Origin of the sequence: Halomonas sp. ANAO-440 (genome assembly GCF_019915905.1) — a bacterium.
In the GTDB taxonomy this organism is placed as follows: domain Bacteria; phylum Pseudomonadota; class Gammaproteobacteria; order Pseudomonadales; family Halomonadaceae; genus Halomonas; species Halomonas chromatireducens.
This window is the reverse complement of record NZ_JAHXBV010000046.1, coordinates 23,641-49,086: the sequence shown is the minus strand read 5'-3', so window position 1 is coordinate 49,086 and position 25,446 is coordinate 23,641. Positions and strand designations below refer to the sequence as shown.

Annotated in this window: 23 protein-coding genes and 1 tRNA gene; 10 read left to right on the top strand and 14 right to left on the bottom strand. The window is 60.1% G+C overall.

Going from position 1 to position 25,446, the window contains the following annotated elements; genetic code table 11:
* Positions 1-6: 6 nt before the first annotated feature.
* A complete protein-coding gene (locus KZO25_RS19265; protein ID WP_223138156.1) occupies positions 7-1,215 on the bottom strand; it encodes a M24 family metallopeptidase in 1,209 nt (402 codons plus the stop codon).
* A gap of 511 nt (positions 1,216-1,726) precedes the next feature.
* Between KZO25_RS19265 and KZO25_RS19260 the strand changes: the two genes are divergently transcribed.
* The gene (locus tag KZO25_RS19260) at positions 1,727-1,867 is read left to right on the top strand and encodes a hypothetical protein (RefSeq protein WP_223138155.1); all 141 of its coding nucleotides are present in this window, start codon (positions 1,727-1,729) and stop codon (positions 1,865-1,867) included.
* 450 nt (positions 1,868-2,317) lie between these two features.
* Here KZO25_RS19260 and KZO25_RS19255 read toward each other — a convergent pair.
* The 4 genes from KZO25_RS19255 to lhgO form a co-directional block, all read right to left on the bottom strand.
* Positions 2,318-2,394, bottom strand: a tRNA-Arg gene (locus KZO25_RS19255).
* Between the two features lie 74 nt (positions 2,395-2,468).
* Positions 2,469-3,629, bottom strand: a complete 1,161-nt coding sequence (locus KZO25_RS19250) for a hypothetical protein (protein ID WP_223138154.1) — start codon at positions 3,627-3,629, stop codon at positions 2,469-2,471.
* On the bottom strand, positions 3,626-4,456 hold the full coding sequence (locus tag KZO25_RS19245; protein ID WP_223138153.1) for a hypothetical protein: 831 nt from the start codon (positions 4,454-4,456) through the stop codon (positions 3,626-3,628). Before KZO25_RS19245 ends, KZO25_RS19250 begins: the two co-directional genes overlap by 4 nt.
* A gap of 72 nt (positions 4,457-4,528) precedes the next feature.
* Positions 4,529-5,728, bottom strand: a complete 1,200-nt coding sequence (lhgO, locus tag KZO25_RS19240; protein WP_223138152.1) for an L-2-hydroxyglutarate oxidase — start codon at positions 5,726-5,728, stop codon at positions 4,529-4,531.
* 289 nt (positions 5,729-6,017) lie between these two features.
* Here lhgO and KZO25_RS19235 point away from each other — a divergent pair, with 289 nt between their 5' ends.
* Complete coding sequence (locus KZO25_RS19235) at positions 6,018-6,938, top strand: c-type cytochrome (RefSeq protein WP_316935927.1); 921 nt, start codon at positions 6,018-6,020, stop codon at positions 6,936-6,938.
* A gap of 65 nt (positions 6,939-7,003) precedes the next feature.
* On the opposite strand, the gene rep is transcribed toward KZO25_RS19235, so the two are convergent.
* From rep to pyrE, 4 genes are all read right to left on the bottom strand, one after another.
* Positions 7,004-9,070, bottom strand: a complete 2,067-nt coding sequence (gene rep / locus KZO25_RS19230; protein ID WP_223138151.1) for a DNA helicase Rep — start codon at positions 9,068-9,070, stop codon at positions 7,004-7,006.
* Positions 9,071-9,073: 3 nt separating this feature from the next.
* Positions 9,074-9,556, bottom strand: a complete 483-nt coding sequence (trmL, locus tag KZO25_RS19225; RefSeq protein WP_066452173.1) for a tRNA (uridine(34)/cytosine(34)/5-carboxymethylaminomethyluridine(34)-2'-O)-methyltransferase TrmL — start codon at positions 9,554-9,556, stop codon at positions 9,074-9,076.
* A 69-nt stretch (positions 9,557-9,625) separates the two neighbouring features.
* Positions 9,626-10,195: a YfaZ family outer membrane protein gene (locus KZO25_RS19220; RefSeq protein ID WP_066444421.1), complete on the bottom strand. Its 570-nt coding sequence runs from the start codon at positions 10,193-10,195 to the stop codon at positions 9,626-9,628.
* A 37-nt stretch (positions 10,196-10,232) separates the two neighbouring features.
* Entirely contained in the window at positions 10,233-10,904 is a 672-nt protein-coding gene (gene pyrE / locus KZO25_RS19215) for an orotate phosphoribosyltransferase (protein ID WP_223138181.1), read from the bottom strand.
* A gap of 143 nt (positions 10,905-11,047) precedes the next feature.
* Between pyrE and KZO25_RS19210 the strand changes: the two genes are divergently transcribed.
* Complete coding sequence (locus tag KZO25_RS19210) at positions 11,048-11,815, top strand: exodeoxyribonuclease III (protein WP_223138150.1); 768 nt, start codon at positions 11,048-11,050, stop codon at positions 11,813-11,815.
* Positions 11,816-12,048: 233 nt separating this feature from the next.
* Here the strand turns inward: KZO25_RS19210 and rph are convergent, their stop codons facing one another.
* Entirely contained in the window at positions 12,049-12,786 is a 738-nt protein-coding gene (rph, locus tag KZO25_RS19205; RefSeq protein WP_223138149.1) for a ribonuclease PH, read from the bottom strand.
* Between the two features lie 174 nt (positions 12,787-12,960).
* Here rph and KZO25_RS19200 point away from each other — a divergent pair, with 174 nt between their 5' ends.
* Positions 12,961-13,812 (top strand): YicC/YloC family endoribonuclease, encoded by an 852-nt coding sequence (locus KZO25_RS19200; RefSeq protein WP_410505427.1) that lies wholly within the window; start codon positions 12,961-12,963, stop codon positions 13,810-13,812.
* A gap of 70 nt (positions 13,813-13,882) precedes the next feature.
* On the opposite strand, the gene KZO25_RS19195 is transcribed toward KZO25_RS19200, so the two are convergent.
* The 3 genes from KZO25_RS19195 to KZO25_RS19185 are packed head-to-tail and all read right to left on the bottom strand — an operon-like array spanning position 13,883 to position 18,511.
* Positions 13,883-15,211 carry a DUF1302 domain-containing protein gene (locus KZO25_RS19195; RefSeq protein ID WP_223138147.1) on the bottom strand — a complete coding sequence of 443 codons (1,329 nt, stop codon included), beginning with the start codon at positions 15,209-15,211 and terminating at the stop codon, positions 13,883-13,885.
* Entirely contained in the window at positions 15,208-16,023 is an 816-nt protein-coding gene (locus KZO25_RS19190) for an outer membrane lipoprotein-sorting protein (RefSeq protein ID WP_223138146.1), read from the bottom strand. Before KZO25_RS19190 ends, KZO25_RS19195 begins: the two co-directional genes overlap by 4 nt.
* Positions 16,024-16,042: 19 nt before the next feature.
* The gene (locus KZO25_RS19185) at positions 16,043-18,511 is read right to left on the bottom strand and encodes an efflux RND transporter permease subunit (RefSeq protein WP_223138145.1); all 2,469 of its coding nucleotides are present in this window, start codon (positions 18,509-18,511) and stop codon (positions 16,043-16,045) included.
* Positions 18,512-18,641: 130 nt separating this feature from the next.
* Here KZO25_RS19185 and KZO25_RS19180 point away from each other — a divergent pair, with 130 nt between their 5' ends.
* From KZO25_RS19180 to thpR, 6 genes are all read left to right on the top strand, one after another.
* Positions 18,642-19,670 (top strand): AraC family transcriptional regulator, encoded by a 1,029-nt coding sequence (locus KZO25_RS19180; protein ID WP_223138144.1) that lies wholly within the window; start codon positions 18,642-18,644, stop codon positions 19,668-19,670.
* 317 nt (positions 19,671-19,987) lie between these two features.
* On the top strand, positions 19,988-20,602 hold the full coding sequence (gene gmk / locus KZO25_RS19175; protein ID WP_066449045.1) for a guanylate kinase: 615 nt from the start codon (positions 19,988-19,990) through the stop codon (positions 20,600-20,602).
* A 158-nt stretch (positions 20,603-20,760) separates the two neighbouring features.
* A complete protein-coding gene (gene rpoZ / locus KZO25_RS19170) occupies positions 20,761-21,021 on the top strand; it encodes a DNA-directed RNA polymerase subunit omega (protein WP_066449048.1) in 261 nt (86 codons plus the stop codon).
* A gap of 22 nt (positions 21,022-21,043) precedes the next feature.
* On the top strand, positions 21,044-23,179 hold the full coding sequence (locus KZO25_RS19165; protein ID WP_066449051.1) for a RelA/SpoT family protein: 2,136 nt from the start codon (positions 21,044-21,046) through the stop codon (positions 23,177-23,179).
* A gap of 93 nt (positions 23,180-23,272) precedes the next feature.
* On the top strand, positions 23,273-23,662 hold the full coding sequence (locus tag KZO25_RS19160) for a RidA family protein (RefSeq protein WP_066449054.1): 390 nt from the start codon (positions 23,273-23,275) through the stop codon (positions 23,660-23,662).
* A gap of 152 nt (positions 23,663-23,814) precedes the next feature.
* The gene (gene thpR, locus KZO25_RS19155) at positions 23,815-24,327 is read left to right on the top strand and encodes an RNA 2',3'-cyclic phosphodiesterase (RefSeq protein WP_223138143.1); all 513 of its coding nucleotides are present in this window, start codon (positions 23,815-23,817) and stop codon (positions 24,325-24,327) included.
* A gap of 246 nt (positions 24,328-24,573) precedes the next feature.
* On the opposite strand, the gene KZO25_RS19150 is transcribed toward thpR, so the two are convergent.
* Positions 24,574-25,446: an NAD-dependent epimerase/dehydratase family protein gene (locus tag KZO25_RS19150; protein WP_066449064.1), complete on the bottom strand. Its 873-nt coding sequence runs from the start codon at positions 25,444-25,446 to the stop codon at positions 24,574-24,576.

Sequence of the window (25,446 nt, the reverse complement as noted above, 5' to 3'; positions counted from 1 at the left end):
GCTCAATTACTTGATGATGTTGTGCTCCGGCCCATACGGGAAGCCGGTGATGTTCTCGGCCCCATGCTCGTTGACCACCAGGATGTCGTGCTCGCGGTAGCCGCCGGCCCCCGGACGCCCTTCCGGCACCATGATCATGGGCTCCATGGAGACGACCATGTTGGGCTCGAGCACCGTCTCGATATCCTCGCGCAGTTCCAGGCCCGCCTCACGGCCATAGTAGTGGCTCAGGGTACCGAAGGAATGGCCGTAGCCGAAGGTGCGGTACTGGAGCAGGTCATGCTTGGCGAAGATGTCGTTGAGCTCATGGGCGATGTCGCAGCAGCGCACCCCGGGCTTGATCAGCTCCTGGCCCCGGCGGTGGACCTCGCAGTTTGCCTCCCACAGCCGCAGGTGCTCATCGGAGGCGTGTTCGCAGAACAGGGTCCTCTCCAGAGCGGTATAGTAGCCCGAGATCATCGGGAAGGTGTTCAGGCTCAGAATGTCGCCGGGCTGGACGCGACGGCTGGTCACCGGATTGTGGGCGCCGTCGGTGTTGATGCCCGACTGGAACCAGACCCAGGTATCCATCAGCTCGCTGTTCGGATAGGTCTTGGCGATCTCGCGCACCATGGCAGCCTGGCCCGCCAGCGCCACTTCGTATTCCGGCACGCCAGCGGTAATGGCATCGCGCACGGCCACGCCACCCACGTCGGCAACACGCGCGCCCTGGCGAATCAGTGCGATCTCCTCGGCAGACTTGATCATGCGCATCTGCATGGTCGGCATGCCGATATCCACCAGCTCCACCTCACCCAGGGCCGCCAGGAACTTCTGCTGGTTCTGCAGCGTCAGGTGATCGAACTCGACGCCGACCCGGCGGCGGCCTTCGCAGAGCTGCTTGACCGCCTTGAAGAAGTTGTCCTTTTGCCAGTCGGTATAAACGATATTGTCGCCCAGGCGATTGCGCCGCCAAGGCTGGCCGCCGTCGATATTGGCGGTGACGGTCGTGAAGCGGTCTTGCGTGACGACAAGGCCATAGTCACGCCCAAACTTGCAATAGACGAAATCGCTGAAGTAGTTGATGTTGTGATATGACGTCATCACCACAGCGTCGATATCATTGGCTGCCATGGCCTTCCTGAGGCGCGCCAGCCTTCCTTGCATCTCGGCGTCCGAGAAGGTGGGAAAAACCTTTTGCCCGTTGGGAATCTCGATCAGCGATGGAAGTTGCATCTTGTTGTCTCCTTCGTCCTCAAGCGACCTGCGTCGCGGGGTTTTGACCCAGCCTGAATTGCTTCATGGCGTGCTTTTCTGCTGTACGGACGAATATGGCCAGCGGGAGGAGACAACACCAATCACTAGTGCAAATCGGCCCATTGGCCATAGCAATGCCCCGGCATTTCATAGGCTTGGGGGGGAGCTGGGGGCATTTACGATCACCGAAGCGCCACCTGAGGTGGGCATTCCACGGTGAAAGAGGCTCCATTACCGGGGTAGGCACCTCGCCACGCCCAGGGCACGCCGGACGATGTCATAGTGAGCCTACTTCGAAGATATTCTTGGAGTAGTAGAGGCATCGATCCCATTATATACGCGCGATTCCACAACGCTGCGTTCGCCAGCGCACAGTGAGTGAGTGCCATAAGGTCCATCCTCGGTTGAGCGTGGCAAAGGAAGTGCCTACACAGGATGTGGCGCTCAGCGCTAGAGGCGTGATAATACAAACCTATTGGGAGCAACACTCATGAAAACCATGAACCTTAAAGCCAGTTCTTTCGTGCAAATTAAATCAACCTCGCTTGATGCTGAAGCCCTGGATTTCTGGGGCGAACGGGCGCGGATTCAACTATCTTACATGGACGCAATTTCCGCCTATCTTGACTGAGTCTCCGGCTGCTTTAAGCAACGCCCAACCTGTTTATGAACAACACCAGTAAAGCGGCAGGTGAGTTACTTCTGCCAGTAGACAGGTGTTGATGTCATGAAATATCAAATTAAATACATGGAGGATCGATATCGCTCCGAGCCGCGCGATAGCTGACTAATATGCGTAATCAGGAAATGTTATGAAATTCATCTTTGCACTAGCACTTGGAACAATAGCCTTGCTCTTGGCTATCACCACCAAGGATTCGACTAGCGTGCGAATCTTCCTTGCTTCCGTGGGGCTGGCATTATGCGCGGTGGCGCTGAGCCCAGGGGCTGCTCGAGGTAAACCGACAGTATCCGGGCACCTTAAATCAGGCAAATCCAAGCTGAGCGAGCTCAGTGCTCGGAAAGAGACAAGAACGGCCACCGCCGTTAGAAGCTAAGTGACCGTTTTTGCTGATGTTATTGGCGCGCCCAGTAGGATTCGAACCTACGACCCCTGCCTTCGGAGGGCAGTACTCTATCCAGCTGAGCTATGGGCGCTTGCTTGCTATGAAGCGGCAACATCGTAACCGTCAGCGCCCGGACTGTCCAGCCTGGTCGTCCCGCAGCCGTCGTTATCCGTCGCCCCCGACGATACGGTACCGCTCACTCACCCCGCCGGACGCCTCGGCGCGACGCGTCGCCACTTCGAGCTGCTGCTCGAGCACGGTGGCGCTGCCCGTCGTGCCGCTCTCGAGCATCCCCTTCACCTCGGCCTTGGCCCGGGTCACCTCGGCTTCGAGTTCCACCGCCATCTCGGCGCGGTATAGCGCCTCTTCGGCCTTTAGCAGGGCGTACTCCGTACCGGCGAAGCCGGCCAATGCCACCGCAGCCCCGGTCAGCAACGCGCCCGGCCCGGTGGGTGCGGTGGCAACCGCCGCAGTGCCGCCGGCCGCCAACGAGCGAGCGCCATGGACCCCCAGCCGCGCCACGACCCTGCCGGCCACCACACGTGCGCCTCTTGCGGCGGCACCGGAGGCGAGCCGCTGGACAAGAACGCGACTGGTGACAAAGCCCACCACTGCACCTGCCCCGGCCGTGCCCCAGCGGGCCGTATCCCATTGCCCCTGGAAGGCCTGGCTCAGCGACAGGTCGAGATCGATAGTGTGAATCGCATCGGCGCTGTCCGAGGTTCCCGCAGCCTGGCGGTCGGCGAAGCGGGCGTGCAGCGTCCGGCCGATATCCTCCACCAGGACCTGGTGGGTCAATGCCAGCTGGGTCGGGAAATCCGCCTGAAGCTCAGCCAGTGCCGATGCGAAGCCGCTCTCCTCGATGAGTCGCTCGGTGAGCTGCGCTTCGAGCCATTCGTCCAGATCGCCAACAATGGCGACACCCAACCTGTGATAGCTACCCCGGAGCGAGAAGTACCAGTCGAGATAAGCCGGCACGGCCGCTTCCAGGGGGGCAAAGCTGGCATCGACCCGCTCGTCGATCCAGAGCTGCATCTCCTGCAGCAACCGGGGGTGCGCAGCCTGAGTGAGCTCGGCAAGCTCCCGGCCGAAGGCGGCATGGGTCTCTGCATCCAGGATCAGGGTTTCACCGCTGACCACGACCCGGAACAGCGGGGCGTCGCTTCGGTCCTGCAGGGCACGGTACCCCTGGGTAAGCGCCACCATCAGCAGCACAACCAGCAGCAGGGAGACGCCCCACGGTTGCCAGCCACGCGCCCGCCACCACCGAGCCGCAGGTAGACTTACGGCAGCTCCCAAGCCGGCGCTCTCCCGCGGTGCAGTCATTCGCGCTCCTTCCCTCTCTTCATCGGCAGGGCCTCCAGGGTGGCCTCGCGCAGTGTTTCGGCCCCCATCAGCAAACGCACGTAGGCCCAGGCGAAGGCGCTTTGCACCAGCAACAGCAGCAGCCAGCCCACCAGAGCCAGGCTTTCGCTTAGCTCGCCTCGCTCGGTGGCATTCTGCATTGCCCAGTACTGGGTGACCTCAAGTGCCCTGGCCAGCCGCTCGAAGAACCCCAGCAGGGAATCATGGCCATCGGCGGGCACATGGCGCATCAGCGCCTCATCCCAGCCCAGCCCCACCAGGTAGTGCTGGGGCAGCCACAGTGCCAGCAGCACCAGCAACACCGTCAACAGCAGGCCCAGCGGCCAGGCCTGCAGTCGTCGCGTCACCGCCGGCAGATACTCGGCGATGACGTGGCGCGCCAGGCGACGACGCATGACGGAGCGCAGCCAAATCAGCCCCGCTACGCCAATCAACAGCACAGGCCAGTAGACCGGCGAGAGCAGGCGTAGTTTCACCAATAGCAGCAGGGCCAGCAGGATACCCAGCAGCTGATGCCAGCCAATCATCACCAGCCCGCCTCGCAGCCAGCGATGCCAAGGTGAGGCTGCCTGGAGGTACTGGCCCAGCCAGGCTCGCCGCCTGAGCCGTGCCGTCTCCAGGCTGCCGGCAAATATCAGCTGGGTCGTGATGACCCAGGCCGGGAGCAACAGCATGCTGGCAATGCCGGAGCCAACCACTGACCAGACCAGCAGGATGGCCACGACCAGGGCCAGGTGACCATCGCGACGAACCCAAGGGCGCCAGCGTGCGGTTGCGTGCCTGATCATTTGGCGTCCCCCGTGTTGCGCTGCTGCAAGCGTACGTTATCGCCCACGGCGAGATATGAGGTGCCGTGAAACTCAGGTGGACTGCACCATCTCGCTGACCTTTTCCAGAATATGGTGTCCGATGGGAATGGCCGAAGTGGCCGCCGGCGAAGGGGCGTTGCAGACATTCACCGTACGGCGGGTGTTCACGAACAGAAAGTCGTCGATCAGTCGACCGTCCCGGGAAACCGCCTGGGCACGCACCCCGGCGGGCCAGGGCTCGAGGTCTTCCAGGGTCAGGCTGGGGCAGTACTTGCGCACCTCCGCAAGGTAGCCCTTCTTGAACAGCGAGTTCTTCATCTCGGCGAGGCCCGGCTTCAGGTTGCGGCCCAGAACCTTTAGCACTCCCGGATTGGTGAACATGCGTGCCATGTCGGGCAGCGAGAAATCGCTCTTGCGATACCCTTCCCGCTTCAGTGCCAGTACCGCATTGGGTCCCACCGTCACCGAGCCATCGATCATGCGGGTGAGGTGTACGCCCAGAAAGGGCATGGAGGGGTCGGGAATGGGGTAGATGAGATGGTTGACGATTCCGCTGTGCCTGTCGGGCAAACGGTAGTACTCGCCGCGAAACGGGCAGATGGTGAAGCCCGGGTTCCGGCCCAGCAGGCGCACGACCCGGTCGGCCATCAATCCCGAACAGCTCACCAGGTAGCGGCTGTTGAACTCTCCTTGGGAGGTGGTGACAATCACCTCACCGGTTCGCTCGGCAAGCGCCGTCACGTCATGGCCATAGCGGATCTGGCCGCCGTGGCGCTCGAATTCGGTCGCCATGGCCTCGGCGACCCGCGCGTAATTGACGATGCCGCTGGAGGGAACGAAGATTCCGCCGATGCCGGTGATATTGGGCTCGCGCTCCTTGAGCGCCCCGGCCGAAAGCCACTCCCGCTCCAGCCCATTGGCCGCGGTGCGCTCCCACAGCGCTTCCATACGCTGCATTTCCTGGCCATTGGTCGCCACCAGCATCTTTCCGCAGATCTCGAAGTCGATGGCGTGACGCTCGCAGAATTCGCGAGTGGCGCGGTTGCCCTCCAGGCAGAAGCGCGCCTTGAGACTGCCGGGGGCGTAGTAGACGCCCGCGTGGATCACGCCGCTGTTGTGGCCGGTCTGGTGGTGGGCGGGCCCCGCCTCCTTCTCCAGCAGCACGATCTTCTTCTCAGGAAAGCGTTCAATCAGCTGCATGGCAGTGGAAAGCCCCAGGATCCCGCCGCCAATGATAGTGAAATCGTACACGCGCGCCCCTGTCGTCATCGAGTCATATCAGGATAGGATGCCCACGATACCCTGTTGCAGGCCACAGCGGCCATAGAACTGTGCCAGGAAGCGCCCGGACGCCCCCTGCGACAGCCGCAGCCGTGTCGTGGCCCGCCTCTCATGCCAAAGACATGGGCAACGGCGTTTTCCAGCGGTTTGGGTTATCGGTATACTACGCTGCATTGTGTGCTTCATGGTGTCCGCGGCTTTCGTGTGCCGATGCGCCACGAGCTGATAACGATTACAGGACCGTCGGGAGGTGGTGAGAGTGAAATCCAGCAAGTTGATCATGGGGTGTCTGGCCACCCTGGGCCTGACCGCGGGCGCCTCGTCCGTCCATGCCGAAGTGGACCGGGATGCCATTGCCGAGCGCCTGAAGCCTGCCGGCAACCTCTGCCTGCAGGGTGAGGATTGCGGCACCGCTGCCGCCCGCGAAGCGGAAGGGGATGCACCCGCGAACGGCATCGATGGTGGATCCATCTATGGCAATGTCTGTGCGGCCTGCCATGAGTCCGGGGCTGCCGGCGCGCCGATTCGCGGCGACGAGGACGGCTGGGCAGACCGCATCGACAAGGGTTGGGACGAGCTGCTGGCCAACTCCATCAACGGCATCGGTGCCATGCCAGCCCGTGGCGGCAACCCCAACCTTTCCGACGAGGAAGTGGCCGCGTCTACCGCCTATCTACTCGAGCCGGTGATGGACGTGCCGGAAGTGGGTGACGAAGAGGTGGCTGATGAAGCGCCCGCCGCCGATGAGGAGCCGGCAGCTGACGAAGCACCCGCCGAGGATGCTGCAGCCGACGAAGAAGCCGTGACCGAAGAAGGTCCGGTGGAAGAGGAAGCCGAAGCTGCAGCCGTCGCAGCCGAAGAAGCGGTCGAAGACGAAGCCGTTGAAGAAGCTGCTACGGAAGAAGCGGCTCCCGTCGATGACGAGCCAGCATGGGCCGATATCGACGGCGAGGCGATCTACAATCAGGCCTGCATGGCCTGCCACATGACCGGGGCCGCCGGCGCGCCGATTCGCGGCAATGAAGGCCACTGGGCCGAGCGCATGGAGAAAGGCATGGAGACTCTCTACGAGAACTCCATCACCGGCATCGGCGCCATGCCGCCCAAGGGTGGCCATGCCAACCTGTCCGACGACGAGGTGCGCGCGGCTACCGACTATCTGGTCGAGCCGACTCGCTGATTCGAGTCACGTTAGTCCAAACGGGGCGCCATTGGCGCCCCGTTTGCATTTCCCTTCGACCCAACTCAGCCTAACAGTGAGCGCAGCCCCGCAATGGCGTCCTTGCCCCGCGCCTGTTTTTTCTCCGGGTCTTCCCGGTCGGGCTGGCCTTCCCACTCCAGATCCTCCTGCGGCAGTTCGTCGAGGAACCGGCTGGGGGCGCAGTCCATCAGCTCGCCAAAGGCCTTGCGCTGGCGGGCCAGGGTCAGCGTCAGGGTGCGTCGCGCGCGGGTGATGCCCACATAGGCGAGGCGTCGCTCCTCCTCCACGGTACCTGCCTCGATGGCGTTGCGGTGGGGCAGCAGCTCCTCCTCGAGCCCCATCAGGTAAACGTGAGGAAACTCCAGCCCCTTGGAGGCGTGCATGGTCAGCAGCTGTACCTTGTCGGTGTCGTCCTCCTCGGCCTGCTGCTCGAGGATGTCACGCAGCACCAACCGAGAGATGGCGGCTTCCACCGTATCCGTCTCGGTTTCCTCGCTGGCGGTGCTCTCTTCCGGGCTGATGTCTTCAGGGTCGGTCCGCATCGACTTTTCGAGCTGGTCGATGAGGATCCAGACATTGCCCATGCGCTTCTCGGCGATGGTCGGCGCGCTGGCGTTCTGGTAGAGCCATGCCTCGTAGTCCATCTCGTGCAGCATGCTGCGGATGGCGGCAATCGCATCCCCGCCGTCCATCCGGCGGCGCACGCCGTCGATGAAGTGGGTGAAGCGCCCCAGGCGCTCCACCGCCCGGGCCGGAAGCTGCTGCTCCAGGCCCAGCTCGTGACAGGCGGCGAACAGCGAGGCGCCGCGCTCGGTGGCGTAGTTGGCCAGCTTCTCCAGGGTGCCGGGGCCGATCTCCCGGCGCGGCACGTTGACGATACGCAGGAAGGCGTTATCGTCGGCCGGATTGATCAGCAGCCGCAGGTAGGCCATGGCGTCCTTGATCTCGTTGCGCGAGAAGAAGGAGGTGCCGCCGGAGAGCTTGTAGGGAATCTGGTAGTGCTGCAGCTTGAGCTCGAGCAGCCGCGCCTGGAAGTTGCCCCGATAGAGCACCGCGAAGTCGCGCCACTCCGCCCGCTCCTTGATGCGCCGGGTGAGTATCTCGCTGGCCACCCGCTCGGACTCGGCCTCCTCGTGGCGGTTGACCACCACGCGAATCGCCGCCCCCTGGCCCATCTCCGACCACAGGGTCTTCTCGTAGACGTGGGGGTTGTTGGCGATCAGGGTGTTGGCCGCCCGCAGGATGGTGCCGGTGGAACGGTAGTTCTGCTCCAGCTTGATCACGTTGAGCCGCGGGAAGTCCTCGCCCAGGGTCACCAGGTTCTCCGGCCGGGCACCGCGCCAGGCGTAGATCGACTGGTCGTCGTCGCCCACCACGGTGAAGGTCTTGCGCTCTTCCATCAGCAGCTTGACCAGCAGGTACTGCGAGACATTGGTGTCCTGGTACTCGTCCACCAGCATGTAGTGGATCTTGCGCCGCCAGCGTGCCAGCACGTCAGGGTTATCGCGCAGCAGCACCACCGGCAGCAGGATCAGGTCATCGAAGTCCACGGCATTGTACGCCTTGAGGTGACGCACGTAGGCTTCGTAGACCCTGGCGGCATACTGCTCGTTCTCGTCGGCGGCATGGGAGAGCGCTTGGCCGGGCAGGATGAGGTCGTTCTTCCACGCGGAAATCTGATGCTGGACCTGGTTGATCTGATCGGCGTCGACCTGGGCATCCTTGTTCATCAGGTCGCGCAGCAGCGCCTTGGCATCCTCGGGGTCGAACAGCGAGAAGCCCGGCTTGTAGCCCAGCGCCTTGAGCTCACCGCGAATGACGTTGAGCCCCAGGGTGTGGAAGGTCGAGACCGTCAGGCCATGGCCCTCCTTGCCCTTGAGCATCGTCCCCACGCGCTCCTTCATCTCCCGGGCGGCCTTGTTGGTGAAGGTCACCGCGGCGATGCGGCGGGCGCTCATGCCGCACTCCTGGATCAGGTAGGCGATCTTGGTGGTGATAACGCTGGTCTTGCCGGATCCGGCGCCGGCCAGCACCAGGCAGGGGCCGTCGATATAGCGCACCGCTTCCTGCTGGCGAGGGTTGAGCTTGGCCAGGCGCTGCTTGATCGACATGCTTCACTCCTTGCCGGCGAGATCGAGCGCGCCCGGATAGCCCAGCTGACGCCAGGCCTCGAAGACGATCACCGCACAGGCGTTGGAAAGATTGAGGCTGCGGCTGTCCGGCAGCATGGGAATGCGCAGACGCTGCTCGGGGGGCAGCGCATCGAGCATTGCCTGTGGCAGGCCGCGGGTCTCCGGGCCGAAGAGCAGAGCATCGCCCTCGCGGTAGGCCGGCTCATGATAGCCGGTGCGGCCCCGGGTCGAGACGGCGAACACCCGCTTGGGCGCTACCGCATCGAGAAAGGCCGGCCAGTCGCGATGCACCCTCACCGCGGCCCATTCATGGTAGTCGAGCCCGGCGCGCCGCAGGCGCTTGTCGTCGAGCACAAAGCCCAACGGCTCGATGAGATGCAACCGGAAGCCGGTATTGGCGCACAGCCGGATCAGGTTGCCGGTGTTGGGCGGTATTTCGGGTTCGTACAGCACGACATCGAGCATGGCGACCTGCCAGTGTGAACGCATGCGGGCCCCCGCAGGGGCCCGCCGATACAGGGCATATTGCCGGTATCAGAAACTCAGGCGCACGCCCACCTGCGCGCCCCGGTCCAGGGTGCGGTTGCCGCGACCATTGTCGAAATCGGCCGCCGCCTGGCGCAGGCCCACGTAGCCATCCACGTTGGGAGTAAAGGAATAACGGGCACGAACACCCAGCTCGTAGCCGTCGTCTAGGTCACTGCTGGTCACCACGCTGGGCGTATAGAAACCGTAGCCGCCCACCGAGACATCGGGCATCTGGGGCAGGAAGACATAGCCATAACCCCCCAGGCCCAGACCGCCGCCGTTGCCATGATCGGTATCGTAATGGGTCCAGCGCGCGCCCACGCCGATATCACGGTCACGATTGCGCTGAACGCCGAGCAGCTGGGCATGATAAATGGTGGCATCGTCACGATAGTCGCTGTGAAGCACGCCGCCCCCCAGGTTGATACCATGCGCCAGCTCGCCGTTTGCCTCGAACTGCACCGCATCCGGGCCCAGGTTCAAGTCCAGGCTACCGGAAGCCGCGTGCGCCCCGCTCGCTGCCAGAAGGGCGCCCGCGAAGGTGGCAAGGGCAAACTGCCTCGTGAGGGTTTTCATCGAATGCTCCTTATTGGTGACATCTCATCGACAACGACTAATCGACAGCGATACCGTAGCGGGCACGGTAGTCGCGGATGGCCTCGGCATGGCCGCTGAACGCCTCGCCGCCCTGCTCTTCCAGGTAGGCGAGCACCATATCCAGCGTCACGATGCTGATGACCGGCATGCCGTAACGTGCCTCGACTTCCTGAATGGCGCTCTGATGCTTGCCTGCACCTTCATCCGCACCGCACTCCTGCCGGTCCAGAGCGATGACAACTCCCACCGCCTGGGCGCCGGCGGCCTCGATCAGTGCCATGACTTCGCGAATGGCGGTGCCGGCAGTGATGACGTCATCGATGATCAGGATACGTCCTGCCAGCTCGGCACCGACGATATTACCACCTTCACCGTGCGCCTTGACCTCCTTGCGATTAAAGGCGAAGGGAAGATCGCGGTCATGATGGTCGGCCAATGCCACCGCGGTGGTGGCAGCGAGGGGGATACCCTTGTAGGCGGGGCCGAACAGCACGTCCACCGGCAGCTGGCTCGCCTGGATGGCGCTGGCATAGAAGCGACCCAGGCGGGCCAGGGCACGGCCGCTGCGAAACAGGCCGGCATTGAAGAAATAGGGGCTGACTCGGCCCGACTTGAGCGTGAATTCACCGAACTTCAGGACGCCCTGTTCGATGGCAAATTCGATAAAATGTCGCTGGTAGGCTTGCATGCTGGCCGACACGGCGCTTCCCTCACTCTGTACAGGCCCGAAATTCATGAAATCTACGCCCTAACACGATTATCAGGGCGGGCCATTTACCCAAACGTCGAAACGTCGGGTATCATACACGCGCGACGTCAAAGGGACCATGTATGAAAATTGCCACCATCAATGTCAACGGTATCCGAGAAGCCGTCGGCCGAGGCTTCCTCGACTGGCTGGCCGAACAGGATGCCGATGTCATCTGCGTTCAAAACCTCAAGGCCAAGAGCTTCGAGCTGGACGACAGTATTCTCTATCCGGAAGGCTACGAAGGCTACTTCCTGGATGCCGAGCAGGACGGTTTCTCCGGCGTGGGTATCTACTGCCGCAAGATTCCCAAGGCGATCATGTACGGGCTGGGCTTTCCCCAGTGCGACCATGAAGCCCGCTTCCTGCAGGCCGACTATGACCGCTTCAGCATCGTCAGCTTCCTGATGCCCGACGGCAGTGACTACACCGCCAAGCAGGCCTTCATGGCGCAGTATCAGGAATACCTGTCGAAGATGGCCCGCAAGCGCCGCGAGTACATCATCTGCGGCACCTGGCACATCGCCCACAAGACCATTGATCTGGAAAACTGGGCGGATAACCAGGCGACCCCGGGCTTCAAGCCCGAGGAGCGCGCCTGGATGGACCAGGTGTTCGGCCCCACCGGCTTCATCGATACCTTCCGCGAGATCAACCGCGACGCCGGCGAGTATACATGGTGGCCCAAGCTCGACCAGGACGAGCCGCGCTCACGCCAGGAGGGCTGGCGCATCGACTACCAGATCGTCGGCCCCAATCTGCGTCGACACGTGACCGACGCCTGGATCGACTACGACGCTACCTTCAGCGAGTTCGCTCCGCTGTTCGTCGAGTACGACCTGACGCTCTGACGCTTTCCCTTACGTCGCGGCCGGGCCTGCCCGGAACGCATTGCGCCGGCCTATCAAGGCCGGCGCAATGCTTTAGGAAAACACTGATTTATTGCTGCGCTCGATATCCTGACCGCCGGCGGTGCTCGCTCTCCTCATGTAGCGGGCTACACTCCGGGAGCTGCGCTCCGGCGGCGGCCAGCCTCTCATCGCTCGCGACATAAATCAGCGTTCCCCTTGTCATTGGGATAACCTTAGCGACGAATACCCAGCGCTTCCTGCTGGTGGGCGAAGAGATCGGCGCCGGCCTTCTCGGCCAGGTCGAGCATGGCGTCGAGCTCGGCGCGGGAGAAGGTGCCCGCCTCGGCGGTGCCCTGCACTTCGATCAAGCCGCCCTTCTGGGCCATTACCACGTTCATGTCGGTATCGGCACCGCTGTCTTCGGGGTAATCCAGATCCACCACCGGCACGCCCTTGACGATACCCACCGACACCGAGCTGACCAACTGCTCGAAGGGGTCGCCCTTGATCTTCTTCTCGCGCTGCAGGTAGCGGATCGCATCGATCAACGCCACGCAGCCGCCGGTGATCGAGGCGGTGCGGGTGCCGCCATCGGCCTGAATGACATCGCAATCCACGGTAATGGTGAATTCGCCCAGCTTCTTAAGGTTCACCGAGGCACGCAGCGAGCGTCCGATCAGGCGCTGGATCTCCAGCGTCCGGCCACCCTGCTTGCCCCGGGCCGCCTCACGACCGCCGCGAGTATGGGTGGCGCGCGGCAGCATCCCGTACTCGGCGGTTACCCACCCCTGGCTCTTGCCGCGCAGCCATCGCGGCACCCCGGCTTCCACGCTGGCGTTGCACAGCACCTTGGTGTCGCCGAACTCCACCAGCACGGAACCCTCGGCATGTCGCGTGTAGTCACGGGTGAGCCGTATCTCGCGAGGCTGGTCGGGCCGTCGTCCACTGGAGCGCTTGAGGTCAGAAGCCATGTTACCTCTCAATACTTGGGTTGGGGGTGAGGGCGGAAAAGCGGCCATTCTACACGGTCGGCGCACCGAATCGGGTACACTCCTTGCCAGACATTTCACCCGCTGTGGCTGAATGGCCGCAGCTCGCTGTATCGGGGAGTCGCTATGGCTGACAGCAGCAGCAGAGTTCACAGCATGACCGCTTTCGCACGGCAGAGCCGGGAAGGCGAGTGGGGCAGCCTTCAGCTGGAGCTGCGCTCGGTGAATCAACGCTACCTGGAGCCCCATTTCCGGCTGCCCGAGGCGCTGCGCGACCTGGAGCCCGCCTTCCGCGAAACGCTTCGCACCCGGCTGGGCCGCGGCAAGGTAGAGTGCAACCTTCGCTTCGATCCAACCAGCGCCAGTGAGACGCTGGCGGTCAACCACTCGCGCCTAAGTGCCCTCGCCCAGGCCCTCGGCGAGGTACGCGACGCCCTTCCCCAGTCGCCAATGCCGGACGCCCTGGCGCTGCTGGACCATCCCGGCGTGCTCGAATCCCAGGGCGTGGACCTGGACGCGGTGAAGGCCGAGGCCAATGCGCTCTTTCAGGCGGCTCTCGACGAGCTGATCGAGGCACGGGCACGGGAGGGCGAGAAACTTGCCGTCCTGATCCGCGACCGGCTGGTCGGCGTGCGCGAGCAGGTAGTCGAGGTGCGCCGCCTGATGCCGACGATACTGGAGCGTCAGCGTACCCAGCTGCTGGAGCGGCTCGAGACGGTCAAGGCCGAGCTCGACCCTCAGCGCCTCGAGGCCGAGCTGGTACTACTGGCCCAAAAAGCCGACGTCGACGAGGAGCTCGACCGTCTGGCGACCCACGTCAGCGAAGTGGAGCGCCAGCTGAAACAGAAAGGCCCCATGGGACGCAGGCTCGACTTCCTGATGCAGGAGCTCAATCGCGAGGCCAATACCCTGTCATCGAAGTCAGTGGTCGCCAACACCACCCGCTGCGCAGTGGAGCTCAAGGTATTGATCGAACAGATGCGCGAGCAGATCCAGAATATCGAATGATAGCCAGACCCACCCATGCAAGTCTTCACGTTGTATTCGTATACTTACGTGGGTGGTCTCCTCTCGACAGCTAGAAACTCAGCGTAAACCCTACAAACATGCGGTCATTATTTCTATACGGCGCCAGCATTTGATCCTCTGAACTGGCACTATAATTTACCGCGCCCGCAAACAAGACAACGTCATCTTGAAGCGCATAATCCAGCCGCACCCGAACCATTGAAGCGAGATTGTCCTCCCAGCCCATATAGGTTAGGTTCGCCACAAGCTTCTCATTCAACATCTGCCGTTCAATACTAGCGACCCCCTTGAGCTGTGACCTGTCTTCTCCCAAGGGGCCATCCACTGAGACAATGTGAGAACTCAAGAGCTCAAGGTCCAAGGTCAAGTTGCGAGCCCCCGTATAACGCCCCCCAACCATCCACTGATGCGTGGACCCTGTCACGGATAATGCACTGGAATCCTGCGCTGCTCTTTCGCCACCGTGATCGCGAAGATAAAGATCTCCATCACTATACGCATACTCACTTTTAAGCAGCCAGCTACCGAGGACGCGATTGGCACTGGCGCCCAGCAAGGTGAGCTCAGAATAGTCAAAATTCAGAGTATTTTCACCCACGGCCGTAGGCCTTGCCTCGCGACTATGCAGCCTAGATGCAAAGATGGCTATATCTCCCCAGGGTCGCGATAGGAAAAAACGACCGGCCACATCTGGCGAAGTTAGCCTCACATCGGGTCGATTCTCTTGAATCGCCAAGGGCATATCGCGAAACTCAATATAGGGATCAAAATCACCATAAGGTTCGTCATAATGATTAGGGCGGAATTCATGCAGAGCAATCAAATCAACGCCCCATCTTGACTGATAATGACTTAAACGAGTTGCCGCCACGGGCAAGAGTGTCTCACGCAGCTCTGAAAGCCCGAAGGCTCTTTCGTCGACGGGATTGATTCGATCAGCAATCTGAAAAAAATTAGATTCTCCAAGAGAGATTATCTGGCGACCGGATTTAATATTTAGCGACGGGGTAGGCCCCCATTCGATATAAGACTGATCCACTTCCACATAAGAAGTATCCTCCAGCTCCGCATCATAACTCGCAAGTCCAGCCAACTGCATATTTATGTTGTTTTCGCTCCTGTATCGCGTCTCCAGCAGCAGATCGTAACGATTGGAAACTGCTCCTGTACCTTCACGACGAAAAGCAAATTGATCTCTTGGGTTAGTGAGGGCGTAGTGAAAACGATGGGTAAGGGCACCGGAAAATTCGATACCCCCACCTGTGTCTTCAACAGCGCGGCTGGGTTTATCTTCAGTTATCTGGAAAAAATCCTCAGCTGCCGCAGCATGCCCCCAGAAAAATAAAAGCATTGCAGCGGCCCAGTTTCGCAAGGTCATTCTGCAGCCCTCTCCAAGCCATTAGTCGTAAAAGCATTGTCGGGAATATCGGGATTTATCGTAACCTCACCTCGCGTGATAATAGTTGAATGCACCCTCCTATTATTTCTTGTCATTACCATCTGCTCTCTTCCAGAAAGCCAGACACCGTCAATTTTCTCAAAATCAAATTGACTGTAATATTTTATCCAGCCCTCGTTCGTTAGCCAGTACTGTGCCTTGGTGTACACATCCTTCTCTGTGTCGACCCAGTACTGAACCTTGGTATAGCCGTATTTATCGACAATTGCGCGGCTTTTGGGTGTCGCAATAACGACAACCTCGTTATCATTGCTGAGCTCATTGTCAACTTCATAGGAAAAATCCTCCACTTCGAGACCTTCCAAGTCACCATAGGTAAAATCGGAACCCAGAAAATAATCCGCACGGTTGGCGGTTGTCAGGCGAGTTACCCTTCCAAGGTCTGGCAGGTAAAGCCAGGACTCATTGTTTCGTCCGGGGTCCGCCCAATCGTAGGTTAGAATGCCAGTTTCTCGTAGGCGCGAAGGTGCCCGAACATAGGTAAGGGTTCGTTCGTCGTCACCGTACATCTTGCCCAGCATGCGCAGACTTCTTTCTCTTTCTCTGCCATTTTCATCCGTCAATAACAAATAGACATCCATGGTCCAGCTATCGCCACGGTATCGGTTATCAACATCCGTCATTATTTGGAAGCCCTCTTCGTCAGCATGTAGCCCAGAAGAAACCCCTAACGCCAAGGGAAGAAAAAAGGCAATGAAAGTGGCTGAAACTACATTTTTTAAAAAAAGCATAGCAATCATCACTCCAATGTTATTTAACTTGTTGGTCTATGTCATCACGTGTCAAACCATCAGCTTGCGTAGCGAGCTCATTAGAGCGGGCAGCGAATATCGCCATAATCGCCGGAATCACAATCAAGTCGAATAAAAAAGCCAGCAATATCGTAAAAGCCAAAAGAATCCCAAAGCTTTGTAATGCCGACATCATTGAGAGAGAGAACAGGGAGAAGCCACCAGCCAGGACAACGCTAGTGATTAGAAGCAAAGGCGCTATCACCCTGATCGTTTCACGTACGGCTCTTTCAAGAGAATGTCCGGAGCGACGTAATTTGTATTGTATGCCGTTGATCAAGTGTACGGTATCGTCCACGACCAGACCTAACGCGATGCCGCCCAGGAGCACCGTTATCAAGTTAATGTCCATACCCGCGTATCCCATGGCTGCAAGAGCCAGATAAATCACAATGAAATTGGGAATAATGGCAAGGACACCTAATTTTATCGACTTCCAGAGAATGATCAGCATGAAACTGATGCTGATTGCGGCGAATAAATAGCTATCTGTCATGCTTGCAATAAGGTCGATAGTACCTGTCGCCACGAGATCCACGGTCCCGGTCACGGTCACCTCTCCCAACCCTGAGAAAATTTCCTGTGCCCTGTCTTCAACTGCTTGGCGCAGAGGTACCATGTCACGCCCATCCGCGTAGGCGAGACGAAGGGTTATGCGAGCCTTGGAGTAGTCGCGATCAACAAGCCGCGTTATCTCTCGAGGACCGCCACTTTCGTATAGGAGCATCTCCTGATGTATCAGATTTTGGCTCTCGGGAAGCACCGACCCCGGCGGCACATTAGTCAGCTGTGAGTGAATTCTTTCCAGAACGTCGACAATGGAGGTAGCCCGACCCACTTTCACCGCCCCTGGGTCAAGTGACTCAGAGTAATTCTGAAACTCTCTCAGCGCTGTCATGAATTCAGGCGTGAGAATGCCGTCCTCCTGGCCCGTATCCACAACCACTTCCAGCGGCACTGTTGCCTGAATTTTTTCGTCGATCGCCAGCGTGTCGACCCTTATCGGAGTGTCTTCGGGAAACCAGTTGAGCACATCGTATGAGAACTCTACTTTCATGACTCCTGGGATAGCCCCGACGATAAGCACCGCAACAACCATCAGGACTTTCAATGGATGTCTTACACCGATGGCCGACAGCTTCATCATTTTTTCCGTCAGTCGCGGCCAGAGCGTGTGAGTGGCGTTGTCTGATGCGGCAACCCGTCCGGGGATGATCCGGATAAACGCCGGCAACAGCACCAGGGTATATACGAATACAATCATAATCCCGAATGCAGCGAGCCAACCAAAGTCTGCAATGGGCTTCATGCGCGCCACAGTGAAGGCGAGAAATCCTGCTGCCGTTGTCAAGCTGGTGAACAATACCGCCATACCGCTGTGCGTCACGGCACTCAATATTGCGCTGCGCGTATCGATACCTTTGCGCCTCTCTACATAGAACAGGCCGAATAAATGCACGGCATCCAACACCCCGGCCATTAACAACAGGGCCGGCAGGGCCTGGGTAACAGGCGTAAACGGAATCCCGATCCAGCCCATAAGGCCCAGCGTGCTGGCAAGCGCCAGGGTAATGACTGCCACCGGGATAACCACGGCAGTGATGCGTCTGAACAGCACGTAAAGCGCCAGTATGATTGTGAACAGGGCAGCAGACATCAGAACTGCAACATCATGGTGGATGGCATCGTGATGCAGCTTGTCCAACAGTGGGCCACCCGCCGCTCGAACCTGCATGCCCTGCGCTTCGTACTCGGCGACGACATCCTGGATTGTGCTAGCAAACTCGTTTAATTGAGTGCTGGATAACCGTGGCTGTTCATCCGCAGCATTTCTTGCTTGGGCTGTAGGTTGAGTCTCGGCGCTGAAGAAATCGTGTTGATTAGTCTGGTTAACCTCATCAGGGGCCTGCGCCACGGCGCGCACTACCAGCAAGACCATCGTCCCATCGCTGGACACCAGCGTATCCCGGTACAAGGAGCTCGTGACGATTTCATTCCAGCGCGCCTGCTCCAGGCTACCCTCATCCGGCCACAAATCGCCCAGATCCCCAACGCTTAGTCCGTCACCTTCCTGTGCTGCCATCCAATCCGCATTGACCAGACTGGTCACATCGTCGAGCCAGGGCACTCGATCCTCCAGGTCACGATGCAACTGCTGCAGCTGGCCCAGAAACGCAGCGGCACGGGGCTCATCGGTGGTCACGGCGACAACTACCACGTCGTTGCGGCCAAATTCACGCTGGAAAGACTGGTAAGCTTGAAGCGTTGGGTCGCCTGTCTGGAATAGGGATTCATTGCTGGAATCCATCTCCAGCCTTAGCAGGCCCACCCCCAAGACCAGGCTCAGCCCAAGCACGATAAGCAGGCTCACCAGCGGGTGGTCGAAGGTCCAACCGGCGACGTTCGGCATCCAACTCTTCGGTTTCATAGGTGCAATCTTCCGCTGAAAACTGCTACCTAGCCTACTTTCTCGAACTGACGCCGTATTGATATTCAAGCCAAGAAATTTGATAATTCACGAAAGCACGGAGAGATATCATCTAGGGAGTATGGCCATCATGGATAAAGTGCCGGACCAGAGGGGTCATTCCCTCAAAGAAAACCACTCCAGGTTTGCTTTACAAATCATCGGTGCGTATCACAAATGGCAACGCCGGGGTATCAGCGAGCCCGGGGCAACGACTCTTCCGATAGAAGCCGCGCTGCTGGAAAAGGAGGCCCATGAAATATGGCAGCTAGCACTGGATTTAAGCGATGACGAATACCTTGGCCTTAATGCTGGAAAAGCTTTAGTACAGCATCTTAACGGGCACTTTCTGACAACATTGACCGCCAACAGCAAAACCGTTGGAGAGGCATTGGAACATTTCTGCCAGTATCATGAGCTGTGCTCCGATGTCTATAATCCGACACTGGAACGGAGACCCAACACCGCGGCCATTACTGTGCCCGACCTATCCATCGGTGCTGATCAAGCTGTGATGCGGCACATGTGTGAATGCATGTTTTCCGCAATCGTGACGATTCTTGATGTACTATGCAAGCAGCCGATTTATCCTAATGCAGTGTATTTTTCGTGGCCCGCTCCGAACTACACCGCGGCACATGAATCTGTGTTAAAAGCCCCGGTACATTTCGATTCGAGTGTCACAGCCCTTGAGTTTGCCAATGCCACCTTGGACACACCCATTCCCTACGCAGACGAACTTCTGCTCTCTACCTTGCTTCAGTACGCAGACACTCAACTAGACGCACTGCAGGAACCCGATTCATGGAAAAAGAAGGTTAGATCGGTAGTTTCTCACCCTGGACTGTCCCTGAATATGGATATAAACACGGTGTCCCGCAATCTTGGCATCAGCTCGAGGACGCTTCAACAACGGCTTAAATCAGAGGGGGTCAGGTTTCAAGAAATTGTTCGTGAGGTAAAGCAGGAGATGGCCAAGGACTATTTAACCAGTACTACAATTCCCATATCCGAGATTGCGCTGCTGCTGGGATACTCAGAGCAAAGCGCATTTAATCATGCGTTTAAAACATGGACAGGGCTATCCCCCAGGCAATATCGAAAATCGAGCCGGCCCTGATGTATCATGTTTTCCTGCGAAATACCCTATCACGTAAACAACCTGCAGCTATTCAGCTAGGCTATATCCATTGGTACAGGCTTGAGGGGTGGTGCTCTTGGCGACGGAACGCCCCTCCGTGACCAGAGGACCTCTCCTCTCTAGGATTCGCTGGTGTTCCGCTGCTGACTCATGGACCCTCCAGATGCCTTCATCAATCGGCCTCGAGGAGTTCACAAGACCCGACACGATTCAGCGCGATGCGGATTCATGCGATACTTCGCACTTTTCTCACGGCACACGCCGCTCCACCCAGTTGCCAATCAGGGATGCTGACCATGCCCCAGGGTACGCTCTTCATCATTTCCGCCCCCTCCGGCGCCGGCAAGACCACACTGGTGCGAGAGCTGATCGAAAGCCTCGACGGCATCCAGGTCTCGGTGTCGCATACTACCCGGAAACAACGCCGTGGCGAGGTTGACGGGGTGAACTACCATTTCGTCGACGTGGCGGCCTTCGAGGCAATGATCGAGCGCGGCGAGTTCTTCGAATACGCCCGGGTGTTCGACAACTATTACGGCTCGTCGCGCCCATCGGTTGAAGTGATGCTCAATGCCGGACAGGATGTGATCCTCGAGATCGACTGGCAGGGCGCCCGCCAGGTACGCGAGCAGATGCGCGATGCGGTATCGATTTTCATCCTGCCGCCCTCCCGTGACGAGCTGGAGCGCCGCCTGGCCAGCCGCGGCACCGACGAGCACGCCACCATCGCCAGACGCATGCGCGATGCAGTCAGCGAGATGTCACATTACGACGAGTACGACTACCTGGTGGTCAACGACGATTTCACCACCGCCCTGCGCGAACTGCAGTCGCTGGTGATCAGCCGACGCTTGAGCCTTGCCCGGGTTCAGAAAGAGCACGGCCCGCTGTTGGCGGCGCTTTTATCATAACCAGCCCCGGGCGCTTGTCATAACGGCTGTGTGGCTTGTCCTGACCAGCCACGGGCGCTTGTCAGGGACGCCGGACGTCGAGTAATCTAGTCTGTCCTGTTCCATTTCGAATTTCCGGTTGCGGCCGGGGACATCCACTGCTTTTCAGGAATACCTACATGGCGCGTGTCACCGTCGAAGATTGTCTGGAAAACGTCGAGAACCGTTTCAAGCTGGTGATGATCTCCACCCAGCGCGCTCGCCAACTCGCTCGCGGCTCCCGCGACGCCCAGCTGCCCTGGGAAAACGACAAGCCCACCGTGATGGCCCTGCGCGAAATTGCCGCCGGCCTGGTCGACAAGAGCGTGCTGGACGAGCCGATCGAGGCACCGGTCCGAATTCGCCATGAAGGCGAACCGGGCATCGCCATCGAGGAGTAAGGCCAGCACTCAAGGCGCGCTAATGTTCACCATCGACGACCTGGCCGACCGACTCGGCGGCTACCTACCTTCCGACGAGATCCAGCAGGTCAAGCGCGCCTTCTACTACGCCGAGCAGGCTCATGACGGGCAGCGGCGGCGTTCAGGCGAGCCCTACGTGACTCACCCCCTGGCCGTTGCCAATATCCTCGCCAACATGCATATGGACCATCAGAGCCTGATGTCGGCCATGCTGCACGACGTGATCGAGGATACCGGGGTCTCCAAGGAAGCGCTTGCCGAACAGTTCGGCAAGCCGGTGGCGGAACTGGTCGATGGCGTATCCAAGCTGACCCAGATCACCTTCGAGGACAAGGCGGTCGCCCAGGCCGAGAACTTCCAGAAGATGGTGCTGGCGATGTCGCGGGACATTCGCGTCATTATCGTCAAACTCGCCGACCGGCTGCACAACATGCGCACCCTGGGTGCCCTGCGTCCCGAGAAAAAGCGCCGCATCGCCCGCGAGACCCTTGAAATTTACGCCCGTATCGCCAGCCGGCTGGGCATCAACACCATTCGGGTGGAGCTCGAGGACCTCTCCTTTCAGGCACTGCATCCGATGCGTGCCGAGCGCATCAAGCGCGCAGTCTCCAGCGCCCGCGGTCATCGTCGCTCGGCGATCCGCCAGATCCAGAACGCATTGCAGCAAAGCCTCGATGACGAACAACTCTCCGGCACAGTGATCGGTCGCCAGAAGCACCTGCTTTCCATCTACAAGAAGATGCGCGACCAGCGCAAGCCGTTCGCCGAGATCATGGATGTGTTCGGCTTTCGTATCATCACCGAGGACGTCGACAGCTGCTACCGCATCCTCGGCGTGGTGCATAACCTCTACAAGCCGGTTCCCGGGCGCTTCAAGGACTATATCGCCATACCCAAGGCGAACGGCTACCAGAGCCTGCATACCACCCTGTTCGGCAGCGGTGGCATGCCGATTGAGGTACAGATCCGTACCCGCGAGATGGAGGCCATGGCCAACAACGGCATCGCCGCCCACTGGCTCTACAAGGCGGGGCAGACCGATCACCCCATCGCCGAAGGCAGCCACGCCCGCGCCCGGGAGTGGGTCAAGGGCCTGCTCGAAATGCAGCGCCACGCCGGCGACTCGCTGGAGTTCATCGAGCACGTCAAGAACGACCTGTTTCCCGACGACATCTATGTCTTCACGCCCCGCGGCGACATCATGGAGCTGCCCCAGGGCGCCACGGTCATCGACTTCGCCTATGCGGTACACACCGACATCGGCAATAACTGCATCGCGTGTCGCATCGATCGTCACCTGGCTCCGCTCTCCACCCGCCTGGAAAGCGGCCAGACGCTAGAGATCATCACTGCTCCCGGCGCCAAACCCAATCTCGCCTGGCTCAATTTCGTGGTTACCGCCAAGGCACGCTCGGCGATCCGCCATGCGCTAAAGCACCAGCAGCATACCGAAGCCGTGCAACTGGGCCGACGGATGCTCAACAAGGCTCTGAGCGAATTCGAGACCAGCCTGGAGGAGCTACCGGAGCATGTCCTGCCTCAGGTGCTGGACGACCTGTCGCTCAAGCAGGAGGATAGCCTGCTGGAGGCCATCGGCTTGGGGACACGGGTGGCCTATGTGGTGGCCAGGCACCTGGTCGATGCCCTCCACGGCGACAAAGCCGACGACAGCCCGCGCTCCCTACAGCCCCACGGTCCCATCGTGATCAGCGGTGCCGAAGGCATGGTGATCAAGTTTGCCCGCTGCTGTCACCCGCTGCCCGGCGACCCGGTGATCGGACACCTCTCGGTGGGCAAAGGGATCGTGGTACACCGCACCGAATGCCGTAATCTCGATGAGCTGAAGAGCGACCCCGACAAGCTGCTCGCCCTGGAGTGGTCCGCCGATATCGACGAGGACTTCCCCGTGGCCCTGCGACTGGAAATCGAGAGCCGCCGTGGCCTGGTTGCCGAACTGGCCAGCCTGGTCACCGATGCCGATGCCAATATCGAGCGCATCGGCATCGAGGAGCGCGACGTACGACTCTCCATCGTCCACTTGACCCTGGCGGTGCATAACCGTGTGCATCTCGCCCGTATCATCAAGCGTATCCGCAACCTGCCACAGGTCGGCAAGATCACCCGCGTCGGCAACTGACGTCATTCGATCCACTGGCCGCCCATGGTGCGGTCAGCAGCGTCACTTCGACGATCCCACTTTTCATTCACTACGAACAGAAGGAGCTTCTCCATGAGCAACAAGGCCGTCATCAACACCGACAAGGCACCCGCTGCCATCGGCCCCTACTCCCAGGCGATCAAGGCCGGCAATACCATCTATCTATCCGGCCAGATTCCCCTCGATCCGGCCACCATGGCGCTGGTGTCCGACGATTTCGAGGACCAGGCCCGTCAGGTATTCACCAATCTCAAGGCCGTCTGCGAAGAGGCCGCCGGCTCGCTGGGCGAAATCGTCAAGCTCAACCTCTACCTGGTGGATCTGGACAATTTCGCCATCGTCAACAAGGTGATGGAGGAGTTCTTCGACAAGCCCTACCCTGCCCGCGCCGCGGTGGGCGTCAAGGCGCTGCCCAAGGGCGCCCAGTTCGAGGCGGAAGCAGTTATGGTCATCGGCGACTAGGAAAGGGCGGATTTGCTACTGCGCTCGATATCCTGGCCGCCGGCGGTGCTCGCTGTCCTCATGTAGCGAGCTACACTCCGGCAGCTGCGCTCCGGCGGCGGCCAGCCTCTCTTCGCTCGTAACGTAAATCCACCTCTTTCCGAAACAGGACTATGAGACTTTTTATTGCCCTGGTGCCACCGTCCGAGCTGCGCAGGCGGCTCGGTGAGCTGGCGGATTTCGCCCACGCCCGCTGCGGCGGGCGACGCATGCCGGACGAGAGCCTGCACCTGACGCTCGCCTTTCTCGGCGAGGTTGAGGAGGGGCAGGCCCTCGAGCTCGCCGGATGGGTGCAGGGCCTTGCCATCGCGCCCGGCGAGTGGCGCCTCGATGGCTGGGGCTGCTTCAAGCGCCCCGGTATCGTCTGGGTCGGGAGCCAGGCACCCGACCCGACGCTGGCAGAGCTGCAGCACGAGCTCTGGCAAGGCCTGGAGGCCCGTGGCTTGACCGGCCGTCCCGGCAGGTTCGTCCCTCATGTCACTCTGCTGCGGCGCGCTGCCTCACTCGATACTGACTGCTTTCCAGAATCGGACCTTGGCTGGCCGTATAAGGAAGTTGAGCTGATCCAATCCCTCACCGATAAACACGGTGCGCGTTACCGCACCCTGGCCGTATCGAAGGGCTGAGGCCTTAGAAAAAGCGCACCAATAATTCGCTTACCAATTATTGGCGCTCCAACAAATGGAGAGCAAGGCACTTCGGACAATACCGATGCCCCCGCTCTGGGCTGTCAGACGATCGCCGACAGTGAAGCCGACCTGCATGTGGCTGGCGGAGCGATCAGCGAATCAAACGCAGCATCAAGCGACCCGGCGATGGCTTCGAGGTATCAACTCTGGACTATCGCCGAGCGCTCGCAACGGTGAACCGGCCTAGACCGGCTCCGGCAGGAAGCCACCCTCTTTCATCACCTGGGCATAGCCGTCACGGTAGCTGGGGTAGCGGAAGGTGTAGCCGGTCTCAAGCAGTCGGGTATTGTCGCAGCGCTTGCTGGCACGCTTGCGCAACGGCGCCTGGATGACTTCCGTGGGCTCCACCTTGAGTTTGCCCGCCATCCAGGCCATGACTTCGTAGAGCGGGTCCGGGGCGCAGTCGCTGGCCAGATAGAGGTCCTCCAGCGGCTTTCCTGACTCGCTGAGTTCGATCAGGTGCTTGAGCACGCCGGCGCAGTCGTCGCGATGGATGCGGTTGGAGTACATGGGCGGGGTCGCCGGCGCAATGCGGCCTTCCAGCACCTGTCGGATCAGGCGGTCACGGCCTGGCCCGTAGATACCGGAAAAGCGCACCGCCGTGCCGGGTATCGGGCTATCATGAAGAGCCTGTTCCGCTTCCCGCATCAGCACCCCGGAGAAGCCGGGTGCCTCGGCAGGGCTCTCTTCGTTCACCAGCTCGCCTTCCTTCTGGCTGTAGACGCTGGTTGAAGAGACGAACAGAATTCGCTGCGGCGCGCTATCGCGCCCCTCGTAGGTACGCAGTACCGACTGGAGACCATCGAGATAGGCGGCACGGTAGGCGGCCTCCTCGAAGCGGTCGGCGCTGAGTACATAGACCACGAAATCGGCGTCGGGAAGCTTGGCCAGTGCAGCTTCGTCGCTGAGGTCCAGTGCCAGGGGCTCGATGCCGCTGCCCTCCAGTGCCGCTACCCCGCGTCGAGCACCAATGACCCGATGACCCGCCGCGATCAGCTCGCCGCCGAGCACCATGCCGATGTCGCCACAACCTAGAATCAATGTCGTTTTCTTCAC